We start from the raw sequence: 26,999 nt of genomic DNA, 5'->3' as shown, positions 1-26,999 counted from the left end.
GCCTTACCGAGAAGTGCTGTAGGCCACACCCACAGTTACGTTGGTATTGTCGGGGAAGCGGCCCTCAATCACACGGCTCTCGTGGGTGTAGTTGTAGCTGAAATTGACGGAAAACTTGCGGGGCAGCTTCAGGGCTAGCGTGGTAAGGTTGCTGAAGCGGTAATCGCCAAAGTCAATAACCGATGGCTGGTAGAAGGTAATGGAGCTAAGCGTAACCACACTGCGCGAGTAGCTTACTTTCAGGCGGGCCGAGTTGCGGGTGGTGAGCCGAGAAGAGCCATCACGAAAATTGGTTTTCTCCCGAATAATCAGGTTGCTTACCGACACCTCGCGGCCCAGCGTATCGGAGTAAAATGCCCAGCCGGGGCCGGCGCCCAGTTGCACCCGGCTCGTAATGCCGCGCAGGTTGCTGATTTCAAACCCGCCCAGGGCATAGGCCCGAAAGCGCCCCTTGTAGTAGTAGGGGGTGGCATTGAGCAGTAGCTCACGTTCTTTCAGAAACCCATCTTGCTTGCCATAAATGAAGCTGCCCGTCATGGGTAGGCCGTAGTGCTGGCCGCGCGTGAACGTAACCGAGTGGGTAGTGGACAACAGCGTCCGGCTGACGCCCCCGCGGCTGTAGGCTCCCGTGAGCTGCCCAGTGTACACAATGAGCGTGGTATCGCGCTGCTGCTGATTTTGCGCGTGCACTCTGGGAGCGGCGGCGCAGATCAGTAGCAGGCACGCAAGAAAAACGTAAAACTGGCGCATAGGCAGTGCATGAGGAACCCCCGAAAGGTGCGCAAGTATACGGGCAGAAATTTTCTGACCCGGTGGCCTAGTGAATGAAGAGATATTCAGATATCCCTACATTTAGCCGTCCACTTAGCCTTTACCTTCTGCTATGAGCAACCTGATTCAGTTCGTCGCCAACCACGATGATCTATCCACTGACAAAGGATTTCAGTTTAAATTTTACTGCGATAAGTGCCGCAACGGGCACATGTCGCGCTTTCATCCCAACAGCATTGGTATTGCGGGAGAATTAATGCGGGCGGCAGGCAGCCTGTTTGGAGGAAGCTTCTACGATGCTGGCAACGCGGCTTATCATGTGCAGCGCGCTATTGGTGGCAAGGCCCACGATGCAGCCCTGGAGAAAGCCGTGCAGGAAGGCAAAGCGTACTTCAAGCAGTGCACCCGCTGCGGCCATTGGGTGTGCCCCGATGTGTGCTGGAACCACAGCGCCGGCCTCTGCGAAACCTGCGCCCCCGACGAGCAGGAAGAGCTTTCGGCCCAGCAACGGCAGGCGGCCAGCGAGCAAATCCGGAATAAAACCCGCCAGCAGGATTATACCCAGGAGCTAGACTTCCTCAACAAAGGTGGCCTAGTGCAGTGCCCCAACTGCCAGGCCAAGCTGAGCCCCGGGCAAAAGTTCTGCGCCCAGTGCGGCACACCCAGCGCCATTGCCCAAGGCAAGGAGAAGTTTTGTGTTAGCTGCGGAACAACCATGAAGCACGACCAGCGCTTTTGCGCTGAGTGTGGTAGCAAACAGTAGCGCGTTCCCGCGGCCCAGAAACGGACGAGGATGGCCTTATCATTCTGCTTTACGTTAAGGTTAACAGCTAACACATCAAGCAAGCAAGCAAGCAAGCAAGCAAGCATATGGCAAACTCAACGAAGAAAGCAATGCGTCACCAGCGGGATATTGTTGTGATAGGAGCTTCATCGGGCGGAGTGGCTGCGCTAATTGAGTTGGCGCGCAACATGCCAGCTGACTTCTCTGCACCCATTTTTGTCGTGCAGCACGTATCTCCTTACGCCGATAGTCTGCTGCCTCAGCTGATGAATGAGGTGTCGGCCTTGACCGTAAAGCACCCCACCAACGGCGAAAAAGTTAAGGCAGGTACCATTTATATAGCCCCCCCCAACCACCACATGCTCGTGGAAAACAACACGATCTGCGTAACGAGTGGGCCTAAGGAAAATCGGTTTCGGCCTTCCATTGATGCGCTTTTCCGTTCAGTGGCCTATAGCTATGGGCCACGAGTCATTGGGGTAGTCTTAACGGGCTACCTCGATGATGGCACCTCTGGGTTGTGGAGCATTCAACGCCTGGGTGGCGTGACTGTGGTGCAAGACCCCCACGACGCTATGTCGCCGGCCATGCCCGTTAATGCCCTGGAGTTTGTGGAGGCTGACCACATTGTGACCCTGCATGCGCTGCCCGCGCTGCTGTCGCAGCTCACGAAGGAACGAGCGCCTGCCAAACCAAGAGTGCCCAAGGCTAATCTGGAGCAAATTGATCTGGAGCTTAGCATCGCCAAAAACGATAATGCCTTTGAACTGGGCATCATCGATCAAGGCGAACTGACCCCCTTCACTTGCCCAGAATGCCATGGAGCCCTTACCAAGCTCATTGAAGGAAAGCTCATCCGGTTCCGCTGCCATACGGGGCACGCCTACACCATCAGCGCCCTACTTTCAGAGGTAACGGAGTCGGTGGAAAGCATGCAATACCAAGCTATGCGTGGCCTAGAGGAAAGCAAAATGCTGCTGCAAAGCCTGGGCGAGTACTTCGCCAAGGAAGGGCGCCAGAAAGTGGCCGATACCTTTATGTCGAAGGCCAAGAAGAACGGTCAGCAGGCACGGTTGATGCGGGAGCTTATTTCGCACCATGATATCACGAGTGGTGATGTAGCTCCCCGGCTTCCGAAACCGAAGGTATAACCTGCTCAGGCCGGCTGCATACGTACGCCGTGTAAAGCAAGTGAAACGCCTGCCTGCTTTGTACGGTGGTGGGGGCTTTACTTACCGAACCTATTAACACCACTTTGCGAGGCCATGGATCTGGAAGCGGAGTTTAGGGATTTATCGGGCGCGGAGACGGTTTTCTACGTGCGGCTAGGCCTGCAGCTGGAAGTTTTTGCCTTGTCTGAAGTCAGTGACTGGGTAGACGAACTGCTGCTTCGAGAAGAAACCCCAGAAACTTTCTTGGTAGAGCTGTATCTGCTCCTTCGCACCGACAAGGAACAGGTACTGGCCTACCTCGGCCAAGTATATCCACCCGAAACCTATACTGTGCGTCCCGCGCTAGCCTGGTTACAGCAGCAATTAGCCACTAGTGCTGGAGCACTAGGCCAGGTGCTACGGGCCTTGTACCGCTTACGCTTGTTGGTAGAATCGGAGGTGGAAGTAGGGTGGATCTATGGGTTAGCGGCTGACTTTGAGCGTTGCGCCACTGGCTCTGACGAGGACATCCAGGAGGTGGTACCACGAAACTGAAGCCTTCTTGGCTTGCTACCAAGACTACACCTTCGCCAACCGCTCACAGTGGCTCTACCTAGATGCCGTGCTAGAACAACGGCTGGCGAACCTCCGGCCATAAGGGCAACTGGTATAGGTCTACCGCTGCTCTGATAGAATGCTTCCTCTCACAATAGCAAAAAGCTCCCGCAACTTCACGCTGCGGGAGCTTTTTGCTATTGTGAGAGGAAGCAGAAACCTACTTGCGGCGGGCCATTACTTTCTCTACGGCGGCCACGATGGCGGCTTCATTGAGGCCGTACTTTTCCATCAGCTGGTCGGGGGTGCCCGACTCGCCAAAAGAGTCATTAACGGCTACCATTTCCAGGGGCAGGGGCTCCTCGCGGGCCAGCAGCTGGGCTACTGAGTCGCCTAGGCCACCGTTCATCTGGTGCTCCTCGGCCGTTACCACGCAGCGCGTTTTGCGCGCCGACTCCAGGATCAGCTGGGCATCAAGGGGCTTGATGGTGTGGATGTTGATGATTTCGGCGTTGATGCCTTTGTCGGCCAGCAGCTTGCCAGCCAGAATGGCTTTCCATACCAGGTGACCCGTGGCGAAGATGCTCACGTCGGTGCCTTCGTTGAGTACGATGCCTTTGCCTACTTCAAATGTCTGATCGGCGGGCGTGAAGTTGGGCACTACCGGGCGGCCGAAGCGCAGGTACACGGGACCTTCGTAATCGGCAATGGCGATGGTGGCGGCTTTGGTCTGGTTGTAGTCGCAGGGGTTGATGACCGTCATGTGGGGCAGCATCTTCATCATCCCGATGTCTTCGAGAATCTGGTGGGTGGCGCCGTCTTCGCCCAGGGTGAGGCCCGCGTGCGAAGCGCAGATCTTCACGTTCTTGCCCGAGTAAGCAATGCTCTGCCGAATCTGGTCGTACACGCGGCCCGTACTGAAGTTGGCGAAGGTACCCGTGAACGGAATCTTACCACCAATGGTGAGACCAGCGGCCAGGCCCATCATGTTGGCTTCAGCAATGCCCACCTGGAAGAACCGCTCGGGGTTGTCCTTGATGAAGGCATCCATCTTGAGCGAGCCAATCAGGTCGGCGCACAGGGCTACTACGTTGGGGTTGGTTTTACCCAGCTCCTGCAGGCCCGCGCCAAAGCCGCTACGGGTGTCTTTCGATTCGGTGTAGGGGAAGTCTTTCATGCTATTGGTAGGTTGGGAGTGTATCGTTGAGTTGAATGTCGTGCTGAGCACGACGTTACTTATCTGCTTGTTCTGGTGCTACTTCCAGCCGCTCTCGCCACTGTAGGCCACTTGGCAGCTCCGCGGCGCTAAACTCTAGGTGAATCACGCGGCGCGGGCGGGCACTGGTACTGCGGTTAGAAGCATGCAGTGTTAAAGGCTGCATCAGCATTAAGCCACCGGCTTCCACTTCACATGTAACAGCCGCTGGGGTGTAGTCCGAGTGCTGGTCATTCAGAATGACGCCATGCCGATGCGAGCCCGGCACTACGCGCAGGGCACCGTTCGTAGCGTCGCAATCATCAAGATGGAGGCGCACGGTGATGATGCTTTCCAGGATTTCGCGGGGTGGCAGCACGGTTACATCGCCACCTTTGCTCGTCCAGGGGCCGTAGCCGTTCAGTTCCAAGCGGTGATTTACGCTAATCATTACATCCTGATGCCAAGCTACCAGCCAGTTGGAGCCGGCGGGCTTATCGAAGTATATGGCCTTCGTTAGATGTGGCCTAGCGTCCGGAAAAAGTGTCGCCAGCACCGCCCGCAGCTTCGGCGTCAGGAGTTGCTCCCGCAGCTGTGGAATTTCACCCAGCAGGTTGCGGATGGCAAACACATCCTGGCTACGCCGGAAGTTGGCGGAGCTAGTTTTGGCGGCTTCAATAGTATGCACTAGGCCACTCACTTCCTCTGGCGAGAATACGCCGAGAAGTGTAGCGTGGCCTAGCTCAGATAGTTGCTGAGCGGCGGCTGAAAGCTCGTCATGCTGAGCTTGCCAGTGGTCAGTCGAGTTTCCTTGCATCTTCATCATTTCCCGAAAATGCTAACCGAGCTGGTTTGGCTCGGGCGAATGGTGAAGTTGCGCACATCGGTAAACTGGCTGCCGGTGGCGGTTTTGGTGCGGAACACGAGGCGGTAGGCCCCCGGCTGCATGGGCAGATTGATCTTGCTGCTGCCGCCCTCGGGGAGGTTGTACACCCACGTCTGCGACTCGTCGTTGTTGAGCTTGTAGATGCTGCCGTAGCCCTTCAGATCCGACACGATATTGAGTATACCGGGCGTTTCGTAGGTCACGGCCGTTTCTTGGCCCTGCTTCACCGAAATCCGTTTGATTTGGCGGGGTAGGGTCAGCAGCTCCACCTCATAATCACCGGCCAGCAGCTTTTGCCGGTTGCCAAAGGGCAGCGCTACCACCGTGGCCGCGTTGCCTCTTGCTCGTACCACCGCTTGCACGGTGCCATAGGGGTTAGGCGACGCAGCCGGGTTCTGCAGCCAGAGCGTGCCCTGCGGCGTTTTGTAGGTGAGCACGTTGGCTTTACCGGGCCGGATAGGCAAGTTCTGCTGCCGCACCGGGGGCACCGTGTTAATCACCAGATCATAGCTCTGCAGGGCGTCAATGTCGAGCACGTCGGGTTTACCCTGGGCGTCGCGGAAGTGCACGTAGTTGTACTCCGGTTGTTCCGTGACGTTGTTGATGAACGTCATGTTCACGTTCGACTCCACGGGCCGGCCGGCCTCATCCGTCAGGTTTACGGCCACGGTGGTCTTGGCCAGGGTTTGGGCTACTACATCGTTGAGAATGGTGCGGAAGGTTTTGACATCCGCGGCGTTGTAGTACTGGCCTAGGCACTCCAGTTGCCGACCAAATTCCCGCTCGGCCCCAATCCCAATCACGAAGGGTTTCAGGAAGACGTGCTTGCGCTGTAGCGCCACGGCAGTAGCGCACGGGTCGCCCTTACACGACTCTAGGCCATCGGTAATCAGGATGAGTACGTTGCGCGCCGTTTTATCCACCGGAAAGTCCTGGGCCGACTGCAACAAGGAGTAGGTGATGGGCGTGTTGCCCTTCGGTTCAATGGTCTTGAGCCGGGCCTTGATAGCCGCCGCGTTTTTAGGCGCGAATGCCACTTCCAGCTTCGAGTCTTCGCAGTTGTTCTCCTTGTTGTCGTGCTGGTGCCCGTAGGCCCGCAGTGCCAGCTCCAGGTGCGGATACGTGTTCAACGAGTCCACCATCTTGGAGAGCAGGCTCTTGGCCACGTCCCAGCGCTGCTGGCCTTCCCACGGCGCCCGCATAGAGCCCGAGGCATCCAGCACGAACAGAATGCGCGTGGTGCGAGGCTGAGTAGGCGGTACATTTTGGGCACGACTGGGTGCTGCTAGCCATAGCATAGCGAGCAGCACCCAGTAGCGTATCCAAATCATACCCTTGCTCATACTAAATGAGAGTACCTAGTTACAGTGAAGAAAACCAGCTCTTTTGGCTTTTTAGGAACAGCTGTTGCCACAGCAGTCAGCACAATAAAAGAACCCGCTAATACAAGCAGCTTTGTTCTTGCTGCTTGCTGTTCTGTTACCTTTCCGATACCAAAGCCAATCAAAGCCACGAGTAGTACTACAGCTAACTGGCTTACATCAGTTAGTGTGCTGGTTGGCAATGACATCACTGGAAAAATTATCCAGAGTGTCATCATGATAGCTCGGTAGGTTCGAGGTTCTAATAGCTGGTGCACTGTCCTAGTAGTCGCCGGCTTCTTCTACCATCAGCTGCTGCAGGGCTTTCTCCAGCTGCTCATCGTTTGGAGCCGTGCCGTGCCACTTGTGCGTGCCCATCATGTAGTCAACGCCAAAGCCCATCTGGGTATCCATCAGTACCATAATCGGCTGGCCCTGGCCTAGCAGCGACTGTGCTTCTTCGATGGTGGGGAGGAGCTTTTCGAGGTTGTTGCCGTCGGTTTCCAGCACGCGCCAGTTGAAGGCTTCGAACTTAGCGCGCAGGTCGCCTAGGCCACCAATTTTCTCGGTGGGACCGTCAATCTGCTGGCCGTTGCGGTCCACGAAGGCAATGAGGTTGTCTACTTTGTGATGGGGCGCGTACATGGCGGCTTCCCAGATCTGGCCTTCCTCCAGCTCACCGTCGCCCATCAGCACAAATACGGTGCGGTCGTCGTTGTTCAGCTTTTTGGCTTGTGCCGCGCCGATGGCCACGCTCAGGCCCTGGCCTAGCGAGCCCGAAGCTACCCGGATGCCGGGCAGGTGCTCGTGCGTAGCGGGGTGGCCCTGCAAGCGCGAGTTCAATTTGCGGAACGTAGCCAGCTCACCCACGGGAAAGTAGCCCGAACGAGCTAGCACCGAGTAGAAAACCGGCGAGATGTGGCCATTGGAGAGGAAGAACAGGTCCTGGCCCACGCCGTTCATGTCGAAGGGCTCGGGGTGGTGCTTCATCACCTTGAAGTACAGCGCAACCAGCAAGTCGGCGCAGCCGAGCGAGCCGCCGGGGTGGCCGGAGTTTACGGCGTGCACCATGCGCACGATGTCGCGGCGCACCTGGGCCGCAATCTGCTTCAGCTGATCTACTGACTTAGTAGGAGTTGGGGTGTGCGTTTCGGAAGAAGCGGCGAAAGAGGATTCCTGAGCCATAGGTTCTATTGGAGTTTGGTAGGGTGACAAAGGTAGGAAGTTGGGCGGGAGGTGGAAGGACGCGGCCCACAGAGGCAATAGCCTGGAGTTCTGGCCTAGCCACCGCCCATAAAAAAGCCCCGCCAAACTGGGCGAGGCTCTTGGTATTACAGCAGTTGCGCCGCGTGATTCTTGGTATCGACTTTCGTGATAACCTTCTCAATTTTGCCCTCCTCATCAATCAGGAAGGTGTAGCGCATGGTGCCCATGTACTTGCGGCCGTACATTGATTTCTCCTGCCACACGCCGTAGGCCTCCACCAGCTGCTTGTCCTCGTCCACTAGCAGGGGGAAAGGCAGCTCGTACTTGGTGGCAAACTTCTGATGCGACTTCTCGCCGTCGATGCTCACGCCGAGCACTTGAATGCCGGCGCCCAGCAGGCTCTGGTAGTTGTCGCGGAGGTTGCAGGCCTGGGCCGTGCAGCCGCTGGTATCGTCCTTGGGGTAGAAGTACAGCGCCACTTTGCGGCCGGCGTAATCTTGCAGGCGGTGCGTGGTGCCGTTTTGGTCCTGCGCTTCGAAAGCGGGGGCTAGTTCGCCAATTTGGGGAAGTGACATGCCGCGAAGGTAGAACGGACTTCGGCTTCTGCCAAGCGGTGATTTAGTGAAATAGTGAATAAGTGAAGTGGCCTAGGGCTTCTCATTCATGGGCTGCGGCGTGTAAATCAGATTATCAACCGGGAAGCCCAGGTTGCGGGCGTGGGCAATTAGCCGGTCACGGATGCTGCGCTCCAGGTGGGGCATCCGGCTCAAAATCCAGAGGTTTTTGCGGCTAGGCTCACCCACCAAGGCATACTGGTAATCGGCGTGGTCGAGGTCGAGAATCCAGTAGTCACCCTCGAAGGGCCAGAAGAACTGCACCTTCAATTTGCTGTTGGAGGCGTCTACGGAGCGCGCCAAGGCGGTGGCTGTTTCAGCAGGGCCATTCAGGCCTTCTTTATGGCAGGTGTTGAGTACCTGTACCTTGCCGTCGGGGCGGAGCTTGTACTCGGCCGTTACGTGCTGGCAGCCTTTTTCAAACCGGGTCGGCAGCCGTGCAACTTCGTACCACAGGCCCTTGTACTTATGCAGGTCTACGTGCGTCACCGTGGGCAGCTCAGGGTACATTTTGCGCTTAGCGTACGCATACGCAGCAACGCCAGTAGCAACAGTAGCCGCAATAGCGGTAAAGAGAGTAGGGCGACGACGTTTGAGCAGATTGGCCATTGGGAAAGGGAAGGTGGATAGAGGAGCTTGTACGCGCAAACCCAGGCCCAGGGTATCTACTAAGCAGAACCAGTGGCCTAGGCCTGTCAGGAAGGTACGTGAAAGATTACACTCACCAGCCCCCAGGAATACTGGCTGGGCAGTAGTGCTTGACAAGCAAGAAGGAAAGAAGAGGCGAGCAGGGTAGTGGTAGAGTAGGCCACCAAAAGAACAGGCTCTCCTCATTAAAGAAGAGAGCCTGTTGCAAGTTGAGTTATGCGGGAGCTAGAGCGTGAAGCTCAGAACTTTTTCGTTGCCGGCCTGGTCGGTTAGGCGGAGCGTGGCGGGGCCGCGTAGGGGTGGCCCCAGCGTATCGTCTCGTTCAGTGAAAAGAGTGGCATTTTTGTGCTCAAAGCGGAGCATTCGGAAGCGGCCCCCAATTTCCAGCTTGTAGCTGGCCAGGCCAGAAAGGTCGTCGCCAACTTTAAACACTAGGCCCCCTGCACCCTTACTGATGAGACGGGCCGAAGGCGGAATGGTATCGGTGAGGATGCGGAACTGCCCGAAGGTTTTAATGGGAGTCGTGATGTTGTTACCATCCCATTTGCCGCCCACGTAGGCCCGGCCACCCTTCGCCGTCACGGAGTAAATGGCAGTACGGGTTTTATCGGCCACTTCCACCTCGGGCTTCAAGGTCATGCGCAGCGTTTGGTAGAGCGGCGTGCGGGGCATGTGCACCGTCCAGAGGCCGGCCTTGTAGCTGGTCTGGATGTAGAGCGTGTCGAACAGGGTTTTGGGCCCGAAGCTCAGGCTCATATTGGCCGTAGTAAAGCTAAAGTCGCGGCCCGATGGAATTAGCGCCTGCCGGTCGAACCGCTTCGTGATGCGGCCAAACTGCAGAGAGTCGGGGCGGCCGGCACGTAGGTCGTAGAGGTACACGTTCTGGCTGTGCTCGGTGTAGCTGGGCTTAAGCGTGAGGCGTCGGTCGCCTTTATACAAGGTAATGTTGCCACCCACGGCCGCCGTATCGGGGTCGGCAGCGGTAGCCACCAGCAAGTTGCGGCTCACATCGTAGCGCAGGGCAGGCGTTTTTACGGCCGCCGAACGGGTTTTAGTATAGCCGGGCTGCTCGCCGCGCAGCACAAAGCGCAGAGGTGTCATGTTACCGTAGGAATCAGCCATCCTGACTTCCACGTTGTACAGCTTGCCATCCTGCACGCGCAAGCGTCCTTTGCCGGGGCCGGTGGTGTAGATGCTCAGGTCGTTGCCATCGTCCACAAACAGCTTTTCCATAAGCCGGCCGTTCATGAAGCGCCACTCATAATCAGTGTGGCGATTGATTTGGCGGGCACCTTCCGGGAAGGGAATGTCGTCGATGACGTGCGTGTAGAAGGGTTCATTGTTGACCAGCACCTCCACTTTCTGAAAGCCGTACTTGTTCCACACCACATCAAACCGGTCGAAGCCCTGCAGCAACAGGCCTACGGTGCCGTAGGCCGAGATAGTATCGGCCCACACATAGCCGCCACCGTTGGGCAGGGCGGGAGCTTTCGGTACATATATCTGCTTGCCGAATTTGCTCTGCACGCGGGCATCAATGCTGAGCGGCTCCACGGCAAACGCTTGCAGAATGGGGGGCACGTGGTCCTGAATTTCGGGGAAGCCGCCCCACTGCAGCGGGTTCAGTTGGTGGTCTTGGGCAGTGCGTACCTCCCAGTGCACGTGCGGACCCGCTGAGCCCCCCGTATTGCCCGACAAGGCTACTATTTCGCCGCGCTTCACCGGAAACTGGTCGGGTTTAAAGAATAGCTCTAGCTCGTAGGTCTCCTTTTCATACTGCTGGCGGCGTAGCTCCTGTGCCACCGGCCCCCGGAAGTGATTCAAATGGCCGTACACGGTTGTCAGGCCATTGGGGTGCGTGATGTAGAGCACATTGCCGTAGCCGTAGCTACTTTGCTTGAGCCGCGATACGTAACCATCGGCGGAGGCGTAAACGGGCAAATCCACCCGTCCGTCGGTCTTGATATCGAGGCCGCCGTGGAAGTGGTTGGGGCGCAGCTCGCCCATGCTGGCGGCTAGGTAGTTGGGCTGTCCCGGCTTAATTGGAAAGAGAAAATAGCCCTTGGGCACGGTCACCTTGGCATCAGGCGGGGTGGTGGAAGTGGGTTTGGGCTTGGCCGATGAATCGGGTTCTTGGCCTCCGCAGGAAACGGGTTGCAGGCCTAGCAACAGCAAGAAAGGCAACGCCAGACCTAGCAGCCGCGGCTGGGTCTTCAGAAAGGAATAGAGCATTCAGGAAAGGAAAACTGCAACGATAACGGAAGCCAAGCCGCCGTAACGTCGTAACGTGCTATTATCGTGCCCTCCGGAAAACAGGGCACGTTTTGAAGCTCCAGACCCCCATTATAAGGCAGGCCTAGAGCTCTACTTCTTCAGGATACCCAGCCCCAGCTATGCACTGGCGCCGTGCAAGTGTGCATTACTCGCGTTACCGAGGCAGCGGAATAAGTGGCCTAGCGACGCTTACTTCACTGCCAAGTCCAGCAGCTTCTCGTCTTCGATGTAGCCCGTCAGCTGGTCACCTATTTTCACCTGGCCTACGCCGCTGGGGGTGCCAGTAAAAATCAGGTCGCCCATTTTGAGGGTGATGAACTGCGAGATGTAGCTGATGATTTTGCTGAAGTCGTGCAGCATGAGGCTGGAGTTGCCCTGCTGGCGCACCTCGCCATTCACCTCCAGGCGGAAGTTGATATTTTTCAAATCCTGGAAATCAGCCACCGGCTTGAACTCCTGCGAAATGGGGGCTGAGCCATCAAAGCCTTTGGCCAGCTCCCAAGGCAAGCCTTTGCTCTTGAGCTTGCTTTGTAGGTCGCGGGCCGTAAAATCGATTCCTAGGCCAATGGCATCGAAGTACGTGGGGGCAAACTTCTCCTCGATGTTTTTGCCATTCTTGCAGATGCGCAGAACCAGCTCAATCTCGTGGTGAATGTCCTGGGAGAAATCAGGCAGGAAAAACGGCTGGTTGCGCTGGAGCAGGGCCGTATCGGGCTTGGCAAAAATGACGGGTGCGTCTGGAGTTTCGTTTTGAAGTTCGGCAATATGTTCGGCGTAGTTACGGCCGATGCAGAGGATTTTCATGCTCAGAGAGTTGAATAAGAAAGTCGGGGCCGACCCTAACAGAAAGCGCAAGGCTTACTCAGGTCAGCAGGCGTACGGCCAAAAATAGCGTTTAATTCGCTGGCCCTATGCCTAAAAAATAGGGTGAATTATACGCATAAGCCCCTAGGCAAACATTTTGCCCACCGCCTCACGTATAGCTACTGACTATTGTTTGGGCAATTACGGCCCAGGTGTAGCTGTCGTTACTGTTCTGTTTCCTTTCTTCCTACAGCCTTCCCTTCAATGCTAAAAAAACTCGCTCTGGCTAGCTGCTTGTTTGTAGCTGCCGCCTGCTCTACGGTGCCTATTACGGGGCGCCGCCAGCTCAGCCTAGTATCTGATGCAGAAATGAATACTATGGCTGCTACTGAGTACCAAAAGGTGCTGGCATCAAGCAAGCTCTCTAGCAACTCCACCCAAACAGCCATGGTGCGGCGCGTAGGCCAGCGCATCCAGCAGGCCGTGGAAACCTATTTCCGCCAGCAGAACCGCCAAGATCAGTTGGAAGGCTATGCATGGGAATTCAATCTGATTGAAGAAAACCAGCAAAATGCATGGTGTATGCCCGGTGGCAAAGTGGCCGTGTACACGGGTATTCTGCCCATCACGCAGGATGAAAACGGCCTGGCCGTAGTAATGGGCCACGAAATTGCCCACGCCGTTGCCAAGCATAGCTCTGAGCGCATGAGCCAGCAAATGGCAGCTCAAGGCATTGGGTCTATTGCCTCAGTAGCAGTAGGCCAAACTCCTACGGCCACGCAAAACGTATTCCTGCAAGCAGTAGGCGTAGGCTCGTCACTAGGCCTGCTGAAGTACGGCCGGAGCCAGGAGTCTGAAGCTGATCACTTAGGCCTTATATTTATGGCCATGGCTGGGTACGATCCGCAAGGAGCAGTGCCCTTCTGGCAGCGGATGGAGGCTCAGGCAGGGGGAGGAGGTACACCAGAATTCTTGTCTACTCACCCGTCTAACGGCACCCGTATTGCGGATATCGAGCGTGAACTGCCCGAAGCCAAGACCTATTATAAAGGCCGCTAAGTGCTGCCTGCTTATCTACTGCTGATGAATCGTTTTCTGCGTTCCTTCCTATCTCCTCTAACTCTCGGCGGTATGCTTGCCCTTGGTGGCCTAGCAGCTTGCGAAACTACTAAGCGAGGCTTCCCCGAAGTAAGCTCACCTACCGACAACGATGATATTCTGAACCGTCGGAAGCTGGAGGCCGTGAGCAAGCAGGTAGCAGAAGTGAGCGAAGGCAATGTGCGGTACTTAGTACCGCGCGACCAGCTAGCTGCGGCCTTCACCCGGCAGTTCGGCGATGGGACCGTGGTAAACAAAACCATGATCCGGAAGGTGCAGGAGACGTCTAAAGACAAAGCGGTGTACTATATGGTGGGCATAGGCCTACGCGACGGTATGTACCGCGCCATGGCTATTCCGCTGCAAAGTTCCACCGACAACAGCTTGTACCTGAGCTCCAATGCGGCGCGCTACGTGATTGCCGGAGTAGGCTGCACGTTCTGCTTTTTCAACTTCGAGAAAAACGAGATTGTGGGCACTACCTGCGAGGAAAACACCGGTGGTAGCCGCTGCGACCTGCGCGTAGAAAACAACAACACCTTTTTCCCCCGCCGCTAGTCATGCTGAGCCGCAAGTGGATTCTGCGCCTATCTCTCACGGCCCTGGCCTTGCTGGTCACCACCGACCGGCGCAAGCCTAGGCCAGTACCAGAGAAGCCCTCCGACAAATAAAGAAGGCCCGCCATTTGGCGGGCCTTCTTTATGTATACCACTTAGTCTGTGAGGTGGCTGGTTATATGTGGTTTTCCTCTACCGTTTCTACGAAACGCAGAATGCGCGAGAACAACAGGTCGGGGTTAACTTTCTCCAGCGGGTGCGGCGTGTTCATGATGATTTCGAACAAAGCGCGGGGCATGAAGTCGGTAAAATGCCGAGTGGGGTCGACGCCAGCAGTTTTGTCGAGCTCACCAACCAACACCTGCACCGGTACTTCCAAGTTAGAGAGGTTGTCGGGGGTGAGGATGGGAGAATCGCCGAGGCCCCGCATAAGCTGAGCCGTGGCACTGAGCAACTCTGCTACGGGCGTAGGGTGGTGCAGCTGCTCTAGCTGCTGCACGTAGTGCGGCACCTTCTCCTGCATGGTGGCCAGGTCTAGAAGCCGCGTTTCTAGCGCCGCCGTGGCCGGCGACCAGTTAAACTTGGTGCCCAACGTAGTGATGCTGCGAAAGCGTTCGGGGGCTTTGAGGGCCGCCGCTAGTGCCGCGTACCCACCCAGGCTGTACCCAAACACGTGCGTGGCATCTAGCCCGTGTGCATCCAGATACTCCGTAACCTCTGCTGCACATTGCTGCATGGAAAGCCCCGCCGGACTAACCGGCCGGCCGCCGTGCCCGCCAAAGGTGAAGGAGTGCACGGCAAAGAAAGCCGACAATTCCCGCGCCAGAGGCTTTAGCTGAGCTTCAGTGGCAAGGGCGCCATGCAAAAGAAGAATGGGTTGTCTCATCGGGTAACCTCGGTGGCGAGCTGGGCCAGATCCAGCCCATCAAACGTTCCCGAAGACATCATTAACAGATTAGCGCCCTGCCAGTTTTGCGCGTGCAGAAACTCCGCCAGCAGTTTACTGTCGGTAAACACTTGCAAGTTGGGGCGTTGGAAAGCCTGGGCAACAGCCTCAGGCGGGAGGGGCGGCAGGCGCTTGTGCTCCAGCACATGAGGGTTGAAGTACACCACGGCCACATCGGGCGCATCGAAGGTGTGGGCGTACTGGGGCAGGAACTGCGGATTAAGCGAGCTGAAGGTGTGCAGCTCCAGGCAGGCCACCAGCTTGCGCTGCGGGTATTGCTTTTTGAAAGCCGTGGCCGTGGCCTTCAGCTTGCTGGGAGCGTGGGCAAAATCTTTATACACCACTGAGCCTTCTCCTTCACGCACCAGCTCCAGGCGGCGGGCGGCTCCTTTAAACGAGCCAAGCGCCTCGTAAAAGTCCTTGCCCTTTATACCCAGGCATTTGCAGACCTCTTTGGCCGCCGAGATGTTGCGGAGGTTGTGCTCCCCGAACACCTGCACGGGTACTTCCTCGTCCTTCTTGTTGAGCAGGAAAGTTTTGCCGTTCCGGATAACGTGCTCGTGTGGGCCGTAGCCAATGTAGTTTACATCGGGGTTGGAGGGCACCGTTACCAGCTGTACCTGCTCGTCGTTTTGGTCATAGATCAGCGTGCCGGCCTTGGGCGTCATGTCGGCGAAGATCTTGAACTGCTCCCGGTAAATTTCCTCGGTGGGGAACACGTTGATGTGGTCCCAGCTAATGCCAGAAATAACGCCGATGTGGTGCTGATACAGGTGAAACTTTGGCCGGCGGTCAATCGGCGACGAGAGGTATTCGTCACCTTCAATGATGATGATGGGGGCATCTTCCGTGAGCTGCACCATCAGGTCGAATCCCTCTAGTTGGGCCCCAACGGCGTAATCAAACTTGCGGCCGTGGTAGCGCAGCACATGTAGAATGAGTGAGGTGATGCTGGTTTTGCCGTGCGAGCCACCAATAACCACCCGCTGCTTGTCGCGCGAGGCTTCATAAATGAACTCCGGGAAGGAGTACACCCGTAGGCCTAGCTCCTGGGCTTTGAGCAGCTCGGGGTTATCGGGGCGGGCGTGCATGCCCACAATCACGGCGTCGAGGTCGGGGGTTACCTTCTCCGCAAACCAGCCTTCCTCGGCGGGAAGCAGGCCAGCCGCGGCCAGACGGCTTTTGGCGGGCTCGAAAATTTCGTCATCGGAGCCCGTGACGTGGGCGCCCCGGCGGTGCAGGGCTAGCGCCAAGTTATGCATGATGCTTCCCCCGATGGCAATCAGGTGAAGGCGCTGGAGCGAAGAAGGAGGCGTAACAGCCATGTAGCGAATACAAGATAATGGGGCGGCAAAGGTAAGCGGCTAAAAGGAAAGCTTCGGAAGATGGAGAATGCATAAGGCCTGGATGGCGCTGAGCAGCGGCTCATAATCTTTACCGCTCCCCCGAACGTAAGTAGCCGGAAGCCGATAGCAGAAAGAAACCTTTTGCCACCTCTGCGGATTGTAGGGCTCAGCCGTTAGCTTTGTACCCCTTTGTGAATTTTCGGGCGACGGACAGGAGAATATCACGTGTTCTAACCTGGAAAACGCTTGAACCTGCTTACCTTGTAGTGCTACCTCAGTGATGAACGACCGGATGGATGACCGCTTAAAACTATCGGCCTCGCGCGCCAAAGCCGCTTGGAATACCCGCCCTGCGGTGGTTCCGATGGGAGGTGCGTCGGGCAAGCTGCCCCCTCAGGCTCTGGAGTTGGAAGCTGCCGTGCTGGGCGCATTGATGCTGGAAAAGGATGCCCTGACCACCGTTATTGACATTCTGAAGGCGCAAAGCTTCTACAAAGATGGGCACCAGCGCATCTTTAAGGCCATCCTGAACCTGTTCGATAAGTCGGAGCCGATTGATATTCTGACCGTCACGCACGAGCTGCGCGAGATGGGTGAGCTGGAAGCCGCTGGTGGTGCGCACTACGTGGCCAACCTTACCTTCAAGGTAAACTCGGCGGCCAACATTGAGTATCACGCCCGTATTATTACCGAAAACGCCATTAAACGGGAGCTGATCCGCATTGCCAGCGACATTCAGCGCGACGCGTTTGAGGATACTACCGACGTGTTCAACCTGCTCGATAGCACGGAGCAGTCGTTGTTTGAGGTGTCGGAATCAAACATCCGCAAGAACTTCGACGACATGCGGAGCTTGATGGGTAAGGCCATCAAAGAACTTGAGGAAAAGAAAAACCAGAAAGACGGCCTTACGGGCGTGCCCTCCGGCTTCTCTGCCCTTGACCGGGTAACCAGCGGCTGGCAGCCCTCTGACCTGGTGATTATTGCCGCCCGCCCCGGTATGGGTAAAACTGCCTTCGTAGTATCGGCGATGCGCAATGCGGCGGTGGAGTTTAAGAAGCCGGTGGCCATTTTCTCGCTGGAAATGTCCTCGCTGCAGCTGGTGAATCGTCTGATTTCGGCGGAAGCCGAGCTGGACTCGGAGAAGATCAAGAAGGGTAACCTGGCCGACTACGAGTGGGCTCAGCTGAACCACAAGATTTCGGCCCTGTCGTCGGCCCCAATTTACATTGACGATACGCCGGGCCTTAGCATCCGGGAACTGCGCACCAAGTGCCGCCGCCTCAAAGCCCACCACGACATTCAGATGATCATCATCGACTACCTGCAGCTGATGACGGGTAATACGGATGGCAAAGGAGGCGGCAACCGCGAACAGGAAATTGCCTCTATTTCGCGGGCTCTGAAGGGGATTGCCAAGGAGCTAAACGTGCCCGTGCTGGCCCTGTCGCAGCTTTCACGTTCGGTAGAAACTCGTGGTGGCGATAAAAAACCACAGCTGAGTGACCTTCGTGAATCGGGTTCTATTGAGCAGGACGCCGACATGGTGGTGTTCCTGTACCGCCCCGAGTACTACAAGATTACCGAGGATGAAATGGGTAACCCCACCCAAGGTACTGGCGAGGTAATCATTGCCAAACACCGGAACGGCTCCCTGGAAACCGTGCAGCTCAAGTTTATCGGTAAGTTCACCAAGTTTGCCGACCTCGACGGGGCCGGGGGCTTCGGTGATGCCAGCTTCAATACTGGTGCCTTCCCCACTAGCACCTTTGATGACGATGCTTCGGGTGGCTTTGCCCCAAACACTATTCGGCTGGGCTCTCGCATCAACAACGACGGTCCGCCTACCGCTCAGCCGTTCCCGCGCAGCAACTTCGACGATGGCCCGGCTCCGTTCTAGTCTAGCCTTACAACAACCCTACAACAAAACAGCGCTCCTGACCGATGTCAGGAGCGCTGTTTTGTTGTAGGCCACTCAGAGGTGGCCTAGGCTTTTTTGCTGGGGTTATACACCGCTGCCAAAGTCCGACTCTTCAGAATCGGAGAATTTGCCGGAGGTGCCGCGGTATCCTTCGCTACGGTTGCTGGAAGAGGACTGGTTGCCAGCGCTCGAGGATGAGCCGAACGACGACTGGCTGCCGGAGCCGGCAGATGAGTTACCGCTGCCCGACTGGTAGCTACCACCCACGCGCGACTCATTCTGGCGGTCGAAGCTGCTGTAATGACCGGGGCCGCGGTCTAAGCGGCTGCTTTCGTCAGTACTGCCGCTTGGGGCCGAATAAGAGTTGTAAGAAGCCGAGGAATAGCTGCCGCTGCCTGAGCGGTAACCTTTCTGCGACTTGTTGGAGCCTTTAGACGAATCGCCACGGTACATGCTACCCATGCCCGACGACTTGCTGGATTTGCCCGAACGCAACGCCAGATAACCAATACCAGCCAGAGCTACCGCGCCTGCTACTTTTTGGGTGGTAGTCAGCTTGTTTACTTGGTCGCCAGCTTGGCCCAGCGACTTGCCCACTTGGCTCCAAGAGTTATTCAGGAAGTCGCGCACGCCCTGGGGTAGTTGTTCCACTACCTTTTGCACGTTGGCATATTCGGTCCAGCTTTTTCCATCGGATGACTGCTGACCAGCCGATCCGTTGGCAGCAGCACCTTGGTTATCGGCGCCAGAAGGCTGTGAAGGTTGAGCGTTATGTTGAGCCTGATCGTTGCCGGCCTCATTGGTAGGATTGGCAGATTCGTTGGGTTCCATGTGCGTGAGTTAGAATGAGAGTACTAGATAGATGCAGCCAAGCAGGCTGCTGCACAGGTGTATCCGCAAGAAACGGGAGGTAGGTTGCAGAGGAGGTTGCAATTTTTTCTAAGCATCGTCTGATTTTGTCCGAGTCGGTTTATTAAATCCCGTCTGCTTAGCTCGGCTTCCAGAGACATACACTGGCTAGGCCTAGGCCAGTCTTAGAGAAGAGTTTTTGTAAGATTGTGCTCATGAAAGACCTGCTCCGCCCTGATCTTACGTTCCGGTTGAACGGCCGCCTCTGGGTGGAAACCGCTGATGATCGGTTTATGGGCATTGGGCGGTTGGAGCTGCTGATGCAGATTCAGGAGCAAGGCTCCATTTCAAAAGCCGCGCAGCAAATGGGGATGTCGTATAAGCGCGCCTGGGATTTAGTAAGCTCCATGAACGCGCAGGCTGCTAGGCCACTTGTGCTTACCCAAACAGGCGGCAAGCGAGGCGGAGGCACCGAAATCACTCCCGAAGGACAGCGCATGATTGAGGAGTTTAAAGGCCTACAGGAGCGGTTTCAAGCCTTCATGCAGGCAGAAGCTTCCCGAATATTGTAGGTGAGCTGAGAGAATAGTAGGAGCAAAACTATTCAGCCTGTTTGTCGTTATGTTTCCAAAAATATAACGATGGTGGCCTAGCGCTATTTGCTGTTCGAGCACTGGACAGCAGAGGCGCAACGCCTTACCCAAAAGGGCATTTGATGAAGCAAACAGTACGCAGGATGCGCCCAGAAACAGTGCTGGGAGTAGTGGTAATAGGGGTAGGCTTGGCTAGGCCAGTGATGGCGCAGCAGCAACCCACACAGGAACGCCGGCCCAGAGCCGCAGCCGATACGGCACGTAAAGACGTATCGCTGGGGGAGGTGGTAGTGTCTGCTTCTAAGGTGGAGGAAAGCATTCTGCAGTCGCCAGTGACGGTAGAAAAGCTAAGTCCGCGCCAGCTACGCCTCACACCGGCCCCGTCGTTTTTTGATGCCATTGAGCACATAAAGGGTGTGCAGGTGATTACCCCCAGCCTGAGCTTCAAGGTGATAAACGCCCGCGGCTTCACCAATACTACCAACGTGCGCTTCGTGCAGCTCGTGGACGGTATCGACAACCAAGCACCTCATATTGGTGGGCCCATTGGTAATGTGCTGGGCCCGAGTGACCTCGATATCAATACCGTAGAGATAGTACCTGGCACGGCTGCCGCGCTTTACGGCCTGAATGCCATTAACGGGCTGGCGAATTTTACCACCAAGAACCCATTCCTGACGGAAGGCCTGAGCGTGCAGCAGAAGACGGGCATCAACCACGTAAACGACCCCAACACGGGTGCCCGTCCGTTTTCGGAAACCAGTGTCCGGTACGCTAAAGCCCTGACGCCTAAGCTAGCCTTTAAGGTGAACGGCACCTACCTGCGCGGCTACGACTGGATTGCGAACGACCAGACCGAGCTAAACCCCGCTGGTAACGCCACTACTGGCCTAGTGGGGGCCGATAACCCCGCGCGCGACCCCGTAAACAGCTACGGCAACGAGTCTTCTAACCGCAGCAACCTCACGCTGGGCGGCAAGAGCTACTCGGTGGCTCGCACTGGCTACAATGAGCAGGACGTGGTAGACTACCACCTGCAGACTATCCGCTACGATGCGGCCCTGCATTACAAGCTGACCCCGCGTGCCGAACTGGCCTACACGTACCGCGGTGCCATCCTCGACAACGTGTACCAGCGCTCTAACCGGTTCCGGCTCGAAGACTACCGCCTCCAGCAGCATGCCCTGCAATTGACGAGCCCCGTAGTGCAGGCCCGCGTGTACCTCACCCAGGAAAACACCGGCAAGAGCTACAACCTGCGCTCAGCCGCCGAAAACCTTGACCGCAGCGTTAAGCCTGATGCGCAGTGGAACGAGGACTACCGGGGCGCCTGGAATACCGCCGTAGGCCAGGGGCAGACTGTAGCGCAAGCTCACGCCACGGCTCGTGCCGCCGCTGATGCGGGCCGGCTGCAGCCTGGCACCCCGGAGTTTCAGCAACGGCTCACTACGCTAGCCACTATCAATAACTGGGACCAGGGGGCGGCCTTACGCGTGCAAGCGGAGATGCTGCACGCCGAGGGCCAAGTAAACATTGGGCAGGCAGTGCGCCAAGCCGGTGGGAGAGGGCTACCCGCCTGGGCCGATCTGCTGGTGGGCGCCGACCACCGCACCTACTTCATCCAGCCCGACGGCAATTACTTTATCAACCCCGAAAAAGGGCGAGACCCGTACAGCACGCTCACGTATGGCAAAACAGGGGGCTTTGTGCAGGCTGGGGCACATTTGCTCGGCGACAAAATACGACTAACGGCTACGTTGCGGGCCGATAAGAACGACTATTTCAGCACGCGATTTAACCCACGGCTCACGGCGGTGTACTCCCCTACACAGCACCACAACTTTAGGGTGAGTTACCAGAGCGGCTACCGCTTTCCGAGCCTGTTTGAAGGGTTTTCAAACGTAAATAGTGGGCAGGTAAAGCGCATTGGTGGCCTACGGGTGATGTCGGATGGGGTGTTTGAGAACAGCTACCTGCGCAGCAGCATTGATGCGTATAACACGGCCGTAACGGCGGCCATCAACGCCAATACCACTTCTACCAGCACCGATGAAAAACGCAAGCAGGCTATTGCCCAGAACCAGGGCCGGCTGGTGAAAAACCCCTATACCTACCTGCGGCCAGAGTACGTGAAGTCATTGGAAATGGGCTATAAAGCGGCGCTGCTGGCCGAGGGCCGCCTGCTGCTCGATGTGGATTTCTACTACAACTCCTACCGCGACTTTATTGCTCAGGTAGAGGCCTACGTGCCCAAGACCACCGCCACCGACCTCAACAGCATTGCTACCGCCCTGAGCAACCGCGCTACCCAAGACCGCTACCGCCTCTGGACCAACGCCCAAAGTCAGGTTTATAACTACGGGGGCTCTCTGGGCCTCCGCTACGACGTGGCCAGCGGCTACTTGGCCGGCGCCAACGTCACCTATGCCCGCCTCGACCGCACAAAGTCGGGGGATGGCCTGGAGGACGGTTTCAATACCCCGCGCTGGGCCTATAATCTGAGCCTGGGTAATGAGAAAGTCTATAAAAATTTTGGCTTCGGCCTCAACTACCGCTGGCAGGCCAGGTACTACTCCCAAACCTTCCTGGTCAGCGGCTACGTGCCCGCCTACAGTACCCTCGATGCGCAAGTAAGCTACGTATTGCCAGCGCCTAATCTGCGGTTTAAGCTGGGTGCCACTAACATTCTGAATAACTATTACGTGTCGTTTTTAGGTGGGCCCAGCGTTGGTGGCCTATATTACCTGTCAGTAACATATGGGCTATAATTGTTGAGAGCTAGTTATTAATTGGCAGTGATTCCTCTGGCCAAATAACCAGCAGCTTACAAGCAACTACCACGAACTATGCACGAAGCACTGCGCGCTTACTTCCAAGACAAACTTCCCCTCACTGAAACGCAGTTCGCGGAGTTACAAGAGTTGCTGGTGCCGCGGCATGTGAGAAAGCATGAGTTGCTGGCACGGCAGGGAGAGCCTGGGCGGTTTGGGGCGTTTGTAGTGCGTGGGTGCCTGCGAGGATTCGTGACGGATGCGCGCCAGAAGGAGCATATCCTGCAATTCGCCCCTGAACACTGGTGGATTTCCGATCAGCAGAGCATGATTCGAAATACCCCGGCATTGTTCTCTATTGAGGCCGTTGAGGACTCAGAAGTGTTGCTGTTTGGGGTGAGCTTCTTTCAGCACTTCCAGCAATTGGGGCCAGAGTTTCAGGAGTTCATTCATGAGCTGCTTCAGAACAGTATTACGGCCATGCAGCGCCGGTTAATTGGGGTGCTCAGTGCCACCGCCGAGGAACGTTATTTAGACTTTCTGCAGCTCTACCCCACGCTTGCCCGGCGGCTGCCCCTGCGCCAAATTGCGGCATATCTTGGAATCACGCCGGAGTCGTTGAGCCGCATTCGGGGCGAGCTGGCCCGCGGAGAGGGGCAAAACATAGAAAAAATAGGATAACACTAGCTTCCGGAAGGGCGTATGGAGTACGGTTGAGCAATGCTATTGCAGCTCGACGGTATGAGTTTTCAATCCACCTCCTTCCTGGTTCCTATGAGCTATCCTTCCACTACCAAACGCGGCGTGATGGGCGCGCCCGCCGCGCCGCCTCCTGCCAGTACGGTTACTTTAAAGATCAATGGCGTTGAGACCAGGCTGCAACTGGCCCCCTGGACTTCGCTGCTGGATGCTCTGCGGGAGTACGCCGACCTCACAGGAACCAAGAAAGGGTGTGACCACGGTCAGTGTGGTGCTTGTACGGTTTTGGTTAATGGCAAGCGTATTAACTCCTGCCTCACGCTGGCCGTGATGCAGGAAGGCAACGAAATTACCACCATTGAAGGCCTCGGGACCCAGGAAAAGCTGCACCCACTTCAGCAGGCCTTCATCGACCACGATGCCTTTCAGTGCGGCTATTGTACTCCCGGCCAGATCTGCTCGGCGGTAGGCCTCATCAACGAAGGCAAAGCCCACTCCGAAGACGAAATCCGGGAGCTGATGAGCGGCAACCTCTGCCGGTGTGGGGCTTACGTGGGCATTCTTAATGCCGTGAAGGAAGTGGTTGATGGCACCAAGGTGAAGTCGTGAGTGGAGGGGTAAAGCTCTCTGCATGAGAGTTTTACGTTTCAGCTCCGCACAAATTCACAAACTCTCACCTGCACTCCCGACAAAATGAATCCTTTTACCTACTCTCACGCCACGGCCGTTGATGACGCCGTGCGCGACAAAGCCAGTCACCACGACGCGGCATATATCGGCGGCGGCACCAACCTGCTCGACCTGATGAAGGAAAACGTGGAGCGGCCCACCCACCTTGTTGGGTTAAACCGCCTTCCGCTGGCTACCATCAAAAACAACCCCGAGGGTGGCCTACGCCTTGGTGCTTTGGCCACCAACGCCGACACCGCCTGGCATCCTGAAGTAGAGAAGCGGTATCCGTTGCTTAGCCAAGCCATTCTGGCCGGGGCCTCGCCTCAGCTGCGCAACATGGCTACCAACGGGGGCAACCTCATGCAGCGCACCCGCTGCTACTACTTCTACGATACTACTACGCCCTGCAACAAGCGCGAGCCAGGCTCGGGGTGCTCCGCCATTGGTGGCTACAACCGCATTCATGCCATTCTGGGAACCAGCCAGAGCTGCATTGCCACGCATCCCTCGGATATGTGCATTGCGCTGGCGGCCCTAGAAGCTGTGGTGCGCGTGAGTGGCCCCAACGGAGACCGAACCATTGATTTCACCGACTTCCACCGGTTGCCCGGCAATGCTCCGCATATCGACAACACCTTGCGGCCGGGTGAGCTGATTACTGGCCTAGACCTGCCTGCTAAGGGCTTTGAAAAGAACTACTCCTATCTTAAGCTCCGCGACCGGACTTCCTACGCCTTTGCGCTGGTATCGGTAGCGGCGGCTTTGGACCTGGAGGGCAACACCATTAAAGAAGCGCGACTGGCGCTGGGCGGTGTAGCCCACAAGCCCTGGCGCGATACTGACGTGGAAGACGCGCTGAAGGGGCAACCCGCCACCGCCGACACGTTCCGGAAGGCCGCCACCCAAATGCTCCAAGGTGCCCGGGGCTTCGGCTCCAACGACTTCAAGGTAGAGCTAGCCAAACGGGCAATTGTGCGGGCGCTAAAGCAGGCCACCGAAATGAAGCAGGGTCCTTCCGATGTCTTTTTAAATTCTAATCCATGAGCCAGTATACCAACTACATCGGGAAACCTACCAACCGGGTTGATGGTCCGGCCAAAGTAACCGGTGCGGCCAAGTACGCCGCCGAGTTTAATGTGCCCAACCTGGCCTACGGCGTGGTGGTAAGTAGCCCCATTGCCAAAGGCCGAATTGTAAAAGTATACTCGAAGCCCGTCCTCAAAATTGCGGGTGTGCTGGCAGTTTTCTCGCACGAAAACGTGCCCAACCTGGCCTGGTTTGACCGGAATTATAAGGACGACGTGGCGCCCGGCGGCTCACCGTTCCGGCCCCTGCACGAAGATAAGATCATGTTTAACCAGCAACCCATTGCGCTGGTAGTGGCCGAAACGTTTGAGGTGGCCCGGTACGCGGCTTCCATTCTGGAAATTGAGTACGAAGAAGAAGACCACGAAACGGATATTGAGCTTAAGCGTGCAGAAGGCTTTATGCCTGGGCGCGGCAAATCTGGCTGGATGCCCCCACCGCCCCCGCGTGGCAAGCCCGATAAAGAGTGGAAAAAAGCCGCTCACCGCATCGAGCACGAGTACATCCATGGCACGCAGCACCATAACCCCATGGAGCTGTTTGCCACCACCACTGAGTACCACCCCGATGGTACTATCACGGCCTACGACAAAACGCAGGGCGTGTACAACTGTCAGCAGTACATCAGCAAAATCTTTGGGCTGAGCAAGAGCGAGGCTCGCGTGGTAACGCAGTACATGGGCGGGGGCTTTGGCTCGGGGCTGCGGCCGCAGTACTCTTTGTTCATGTCAGTAATGGCCGCTCTGGAGCTGAAACGCTCCGTGCGGGTATCCCTGACGCGCCAGCAGATGTTTAGCTTCGGGCACCGCCCCTACACGTTGCAGTACATGAAGCTGGGCACCAACCCCGATGGTACTCTGGCCGCCCTGCAGCACCATGCGCTGCACGAAACCTCGCGCTTTGAGGAGTACACCGAGAATGTAGTAAACTGGTCGGGCATGCTCTACCAGTGCGACAACGTGAAGCTGGGCTACCAACTGGCAGAAATTGACGTGTTTACGCCCCAGGATATGCGGGCCCCGGGCGCGGCCACTGGCTCCATTGCGCTTGAAATTGCCATGGACGAAATGGCCTTTGAAGCAGGCCTAGACCCCGTGGACTTCCGCATCCGCAACTACGCCGAGACGGATCAGAACATGAGCAAGCCCTTCTCCAGCAAACGCCTGCGCGACTGTTACCACCAGGGCGCTTCTAAGTTTGGCTGGGACCGGCGCAACCCACGGCCCCGTTCTATGCGTGAGGGCAACATGCTGGTTGGATGGGGAATGGCAGGCGGCGTTTGGGATGCCTCCCAGAAGAAAGCTGCCGCAAAGGCCTCGCTCTCCGGCGACGGTAAGCTGCTAGTAACCAGCGCTACCGGCGACATTGGGACGGGTACTTACACCATCATGACCCAGATTGCGGCTGAGTACCTAGGCCTGCCCATTGAGGCAGTAACCTTTAAACTCGGAGATACCGACATGCCCGAGGCGCCCGTTGAAGGGGGCTCCTGGACGGCAGCCTCCGTTGGTACGGCCGTGAAGAATGTGTGCGAGGAACTGGGCAAGAAATTGCTTAAGCAGGCGCAAAAGATGAAGGGCTCACCCCTGAAGAAGGCCACGTTCGACGAGGTAGAATTCGTGAATGGCCAAATCAGACTCCGCCTCGACCCAAACCAGGCCGTAGTAATTCGTGACGTGCTTCAGGCTAGCGGCAAAGACAAGCTAGAAGCGGAAACCTCTGCCACGCCAAATCTATTGAAGCAGTCCACGCACTCCATGCACTCGCACAACGCCGTGTTTGTGGAGGTGAAGGTTGATGAAGATTTGGGCACCATTCACGTAACGCGCGTGGTAAATGCCGTAGCGGCCGGGCGCATCCTGAACACCAAAACGGCCCGTAGCCAAGTGCTAGGTTCGGTGGTGTGGGGCATCAGTATGGCCCTGATGGAGGAAACCGTTATGGACCACAAGTTCGGGCGCTACATGAACCATAACCTCTCGGAATACCACATTCCCGTCAACGCCGATATCCACGACATACAGGTAGTATTTGTGGAAGAGGAAGATGAAATAGTGAACCCCTTGGGGGTGAAAGGTATCGGCGAGGTAGGCCTGTTGGGAGTAGCTGCGGCCGTATCCAACGCCGTTTTCCACGCCACCGGTAAGCGTGTACGCTCACTGCCAATCTACTTGGATAAGCTTCTGTAATCTCAGTTTGCTTTTACTAGAAA

General features: G+C 56.8%; 25 protein-coding genes. 12 read left to right on the top strand and 13 right to left on the bottom strand.

Going from position 1 to position 26,999, the window contains the following annotated elements; all coding sequences use genetic code 11:
* Positions 1-3 precede the first annotated feature (3 nt).
* Complete coding sequence (locus EU557_RS15220) at positions 4-750, bottom strand: DUF481 domain-containing protein (RefSeq protein WP_135531317.1); 747 nt, start codon at positions 748-750, stop codon at positions 4-6.
* A 133-nt stretch (positions 751-883) separates the two neighbouring features.
* On the opposite strand from EU557_RS15220, the gene EU557_RS15215 reads away from it, so the two are divergent.
* From EU557_RS15215 to EU557_RS15205, 3 genes are all read left to right on the top strand, one after another.
* Positions 884-1,534, top strand: a complete 651-nt coding sequence (locus EU557_RS15215) for a zinc ribbon domain-containing protein (protein WP_135531316.1) — start codon at positions 884-886, stop codon at positions 1,532-1,534.
* A 107-nt stretch (positions 1,535-1,641) separates the two neighbouring features.
* Positions 1,642-2,706, top strand: a complete 1,065-nt coding sequence (locus tag EU557_RS15210; RefSeq protein ID WP_245326287.1) for a chemotaxis protein CheB — start codon at positions 1,642-1,644, stop codon at positions 2,704-2,706.
* A gap of 114 nt (positions 2,707-2,820) precedes the next feature.
* Complete coding sequence (locus EU557_RS15205; RefSeq protein ID WP_135531315.1) at positions 2,821-3,261, top strand: hypothetical protein; 441 nt, start codon at positions 2,821-2,823, stop codon at positions 3,259-3,261.
* Between the two features lie 220 nt (positions 3,262-3,481).
* Here EU557_RS15205 and EU557_RS15200 read toward each other — a convergent pair whose 3' ends face one another.
* The 9 genes from EU557_RS15200 to EU557_RS15160 all read right to left on the bottom strand — a co-directional run bounded on the left by EU557_RS15200 (position 3,482) and on the right by EU557_RS15160 (position 12,249).
* A complete protein-coding gene (locus EU557_RS15200; protein WP_135531314.1) occupies positions 3,482-4,438 on the bottom strand; it encodes a transketolase family protein in 957 nt (318 codons plus the stop codon).
* A gap of 55 nt (positions 4,439-4,493) precedes the next feature.
* The gene (locus EU557_RS15195) at positions 4,494-5,282 is read right to left on the bottom strand and encodes a phytanoyl-CoA dioxygenase family protein (protein ID WP_135531313.1); all 789 of its coding nucleotides are present in this window, start codon (positions 5,280-5,282) and stop codon (positions 4,494-4,496) included.
* The gene (locus EU557_RS15190; protein WP_167855228.1) at positions 5,279-6,673 is read right to left on the bottom strand and encodes a vWA domain-containing protein; all 1,395 of its coding nucleotides are present in this window, start codon (positions 6,671-6,673) and stop codon (positions 5,279-5,281) included. Before EU557_RS15190 ends, EU557_RS15195 begins: the two co-directional genes overlap by 4 nt.
* Positions 6,674-6,681: 8 nt before the next feature.
* Entirely contained in the window at positions 6,682-6,942 is a 261-nt protein-coding gene (locus EU557_RS15185; RefSeq protein ID WP_135531311.1) for a hypothetical protein, read from the bottom strand.
* 43 nt (positions 6,943-6,985) lie between these two features.
* Complete coding sequence (locus tag EU557_RS15180; protein ID WP_135531310.1) at positions 6,986-7,888, bottom strand: transketolase; 903 nt, start codon at positions 7,886-7,888, stop codon at positions 6,986-6,988.
* A gap of 146 nt (positions 7,889-8,034) precedes the next feature.
* Positions 8,035-8,484 (bottom strand): thioredoxin-dependent thiol peroxidase, encoded by a 450-nt coding sequence (bcp, locus tag EU557_RS15175; protein WP_135531309.1) that lies wholly within the window; start codon positions 8,482-8,484, stop codon positions 8,035-8,037.
* Between the two features lie 72 nt (positions 8,485-8,556).
* Positions 8,557-9,288: a lipocalin family protein gene (locus EU557_RS15170; protein ID WP_167855227.1), complete on the bottom strand. Its 732-nt coding sequence runs from the start codon at positions 9,286-9,288 to the stop codon at positions 8,557-8,559.
* A gap of 108 nt (positions 9,289-9,396) precedes the next feature.
* The gene (locus EU557_RS15165) at positions 9,397-11,403 is read right to left on the bottom strand and encodes a M23 family metallopeptidase (RefSeq protein ID WP_135531307.1); all 2,007 of its coding nucleotides are present in this window, start codon (positions 11,401-11,403) and stop codon (positions 9,397-9,399) included.
* Between the two features lie 231 nt (positions 11,404-11,634).
* Complete coding sequence (locus EU557_RS15160) at positions 11,635-12,249, bottom strand: fumarylacetoacetate hydrolase family protein (RefSeq protein WP_135531306.1); 615 nt, start codon at positions 12,247-12,249, stop codon at positions 11,635-11,637.
* Between the two features lie 264 nt (positions 12,250-12,513).
* On the opposite strand from EU557_RS15160, the gene EU557_RS15155 reads away from it, so the two are divergent.
* Together EU557_RS15155 and EU557_RS15150 are read left to right on the top strand one after the other, a co-directional pair.
* Positions 12,514-13,308 (top strand): M48 family metallopeptidase, encoded by a 795-nt coding sequence (locus tag EU557_RS15155; RefSeq protein ID WP_135531305.1) that lies wholly within the window; start codon positions 12,514-12,516, stop codon positions 13,306-13,308.
* Between the two features lie 24 nt (positions 13,309-13,332).
* The gene (locus EU557_RS15150; protein ID WP_135531304.1) at positions 13,333-13,905 is read left to right on the top strand and encodes a hypothetical protein; all 573 of its coding nucleotides are present in this window, start codon (positions 13,333-13,335) and stop codon (positions 13,903-13,905) included.
* A 174-nt stretch (positions 13,906-14,079) separates the two neighbouring features.
* Here the strand turns inward: EU557_RS15150 and EU557_RS15145 are convergent, their stop codons facing one another.
* Both EU557_RS15145 and EU557_RS15140 read right to left on the bottom strand, forming a co-directional pair.
* Positions 14,080-14,790 (bottom strand): alpha/beta fold hydrolase, encoded by a 711-nt coding sequence (locus EU557_RS15145; protein ID WP_135531303.1) that lies wholly within the window; start codon positions 14,788-14,790, stop codon positions 14,080-14,082.
* On the bottom strand, positions 14,787-16,175 hold the full coding sequence (locus EU557_RS15140) for a UDP-N-acetylmuramate--L-alanine ligase (protein ID WP_135531302.1): 1,389 nt from the start codon (positions 16,173-16,175) through the stop codon (positions 14,787-14,789). Before EU557_RS15140 ends, EU557_RS15145 begins: the two co-directional genes overlap by 4 nt.
* 385 nt (positions 16,176-16,560) lie before the next feature.
* Here EU557_RS15140 and dnaB point away from each other — a divergent pair, with 385 nt between their 5' ends.
* A complete protein-coding gene (dnaB, locus tag EU557_RS15135; RefSeq protein WP_245326302.1) occupies positions 16,561-18,096 on the top strand; it encodes a replicative DNA helicase in 1,536 nt (511 codons plus the stop codon).
* A 105-nt stretch (positions 18,097-18,201) separates the two neighbouring features.
* On the opposite strand, the gene EU557_RS15130 is transcribed toward dnaB, so the two are convergent.
* Positions 18,202-18,948 carry a hypothetical protein gene (locus EU557_RS15130; RefSeq protein WP_135531301.1) on the bottom strand — a complete coding sequence of 249 codons (747 nt, stop codon included), beginning with the start codon at positions 18,946-18,948 and terminating at the stop codon, positions 18,202-18,204.
* Positions 18,949-19,181: 233 nt separating this feature from the next.
* Here EU557_RS15130 and EU557_RS15125 point away from each other — a divergent pair, with 233 nt between their 5' ends.
* The 6 genes from EU557_RS15125 (at position 19,182) to EU557_RS15100 (ending at position 26,976) form a co-directional block, all read left to right on the top strand.
* Positions 19,182-19,538 carry a winged helix-turn-helix domain-containing protein gene (locus tag EU557_RS15125; protein ID WP_135531300.1) on the top strand — a complete coding sequence of 119 codons (357 nt, stop codon included), beginning with the start codon at positions 19,182-19,184 and terminating at the stop codon, positions 19,536-19,538.
* A 164-nt stretch (positions 19,539-19,702) separates the two neighbouring features.
* A complete protein-coding gene (locus tag EU557_RS15120) occupies positions 19,703-22,327 on the top strand; it encodes a TonB-dependent receptor (RefSeq protein ID WP_210116062.1) in 2,625 nt (874 codons plus the stop codon).
* Between the two features lie 78 nt (positions 22,328-22,405).
* Positions 22,406-23,011 (top strand): Crp/Fnr family transcriptional regulator, encoded by a 606-nt coding sequence (locus EU557_RS15115; RefSeq protein WP_135531299.1) that lies wholly within the window; start codon positions 22,406-22,408, stop codon positions 23,009-23,011.
* 93 nt (positions 23,012-23,104) lie between these two features.
* Positions 23,105-23,638: a (2Fe-2S)-binding protein gene (locus EU557_RS15110; protein WP_135531298.1), complete on the top strand. Its 534-nt coding sequence runs from the start codon at positions 23,105-23,107 to the stop codon at positions 23,636-23,638.
* Between the two features lie 84 nt (positions 23,639-23,722).
* Positions 23,723-24,745 (top strand): FAD binding domain-containing protein, encoded by a 1,023-nt coding sequence (locus EU557_RS15105; protein ID WP_135531297.1) that lies wholly within the window; start codon positions 23,723-23,725, stop codon positions 24,743-24,745.
* A complete protein-coding gene (locus EU557_RS15100) occupies positions 24,742-26,976 on the top strand; it encodes a xanthine dehydrogenase family protein molybdopterin-binding subunit (RefSeq protein WP_135531296.1) in 2,235 nt (744 codons plus the stop codon). Before EU557_RS15105 ends, EU557_RS15100 begins: the two co-directional genes overlap by 4 nt.
* Positions 26,977-26,999: the final 23 nt, after the last annotated feature.

This window comes from Hymenobacter wooponensis, assembly GCF_004745865.1.
Lineage (GTDB): Bacteria > Bacteroidota > Bacteroidia > Cytophagales > Hymenobacteraceae > Hymenobacter > Hymenobacter wooponensis.
This window is presented reverse-complemented; position numbering and strand designations above follow the sequence as displayed.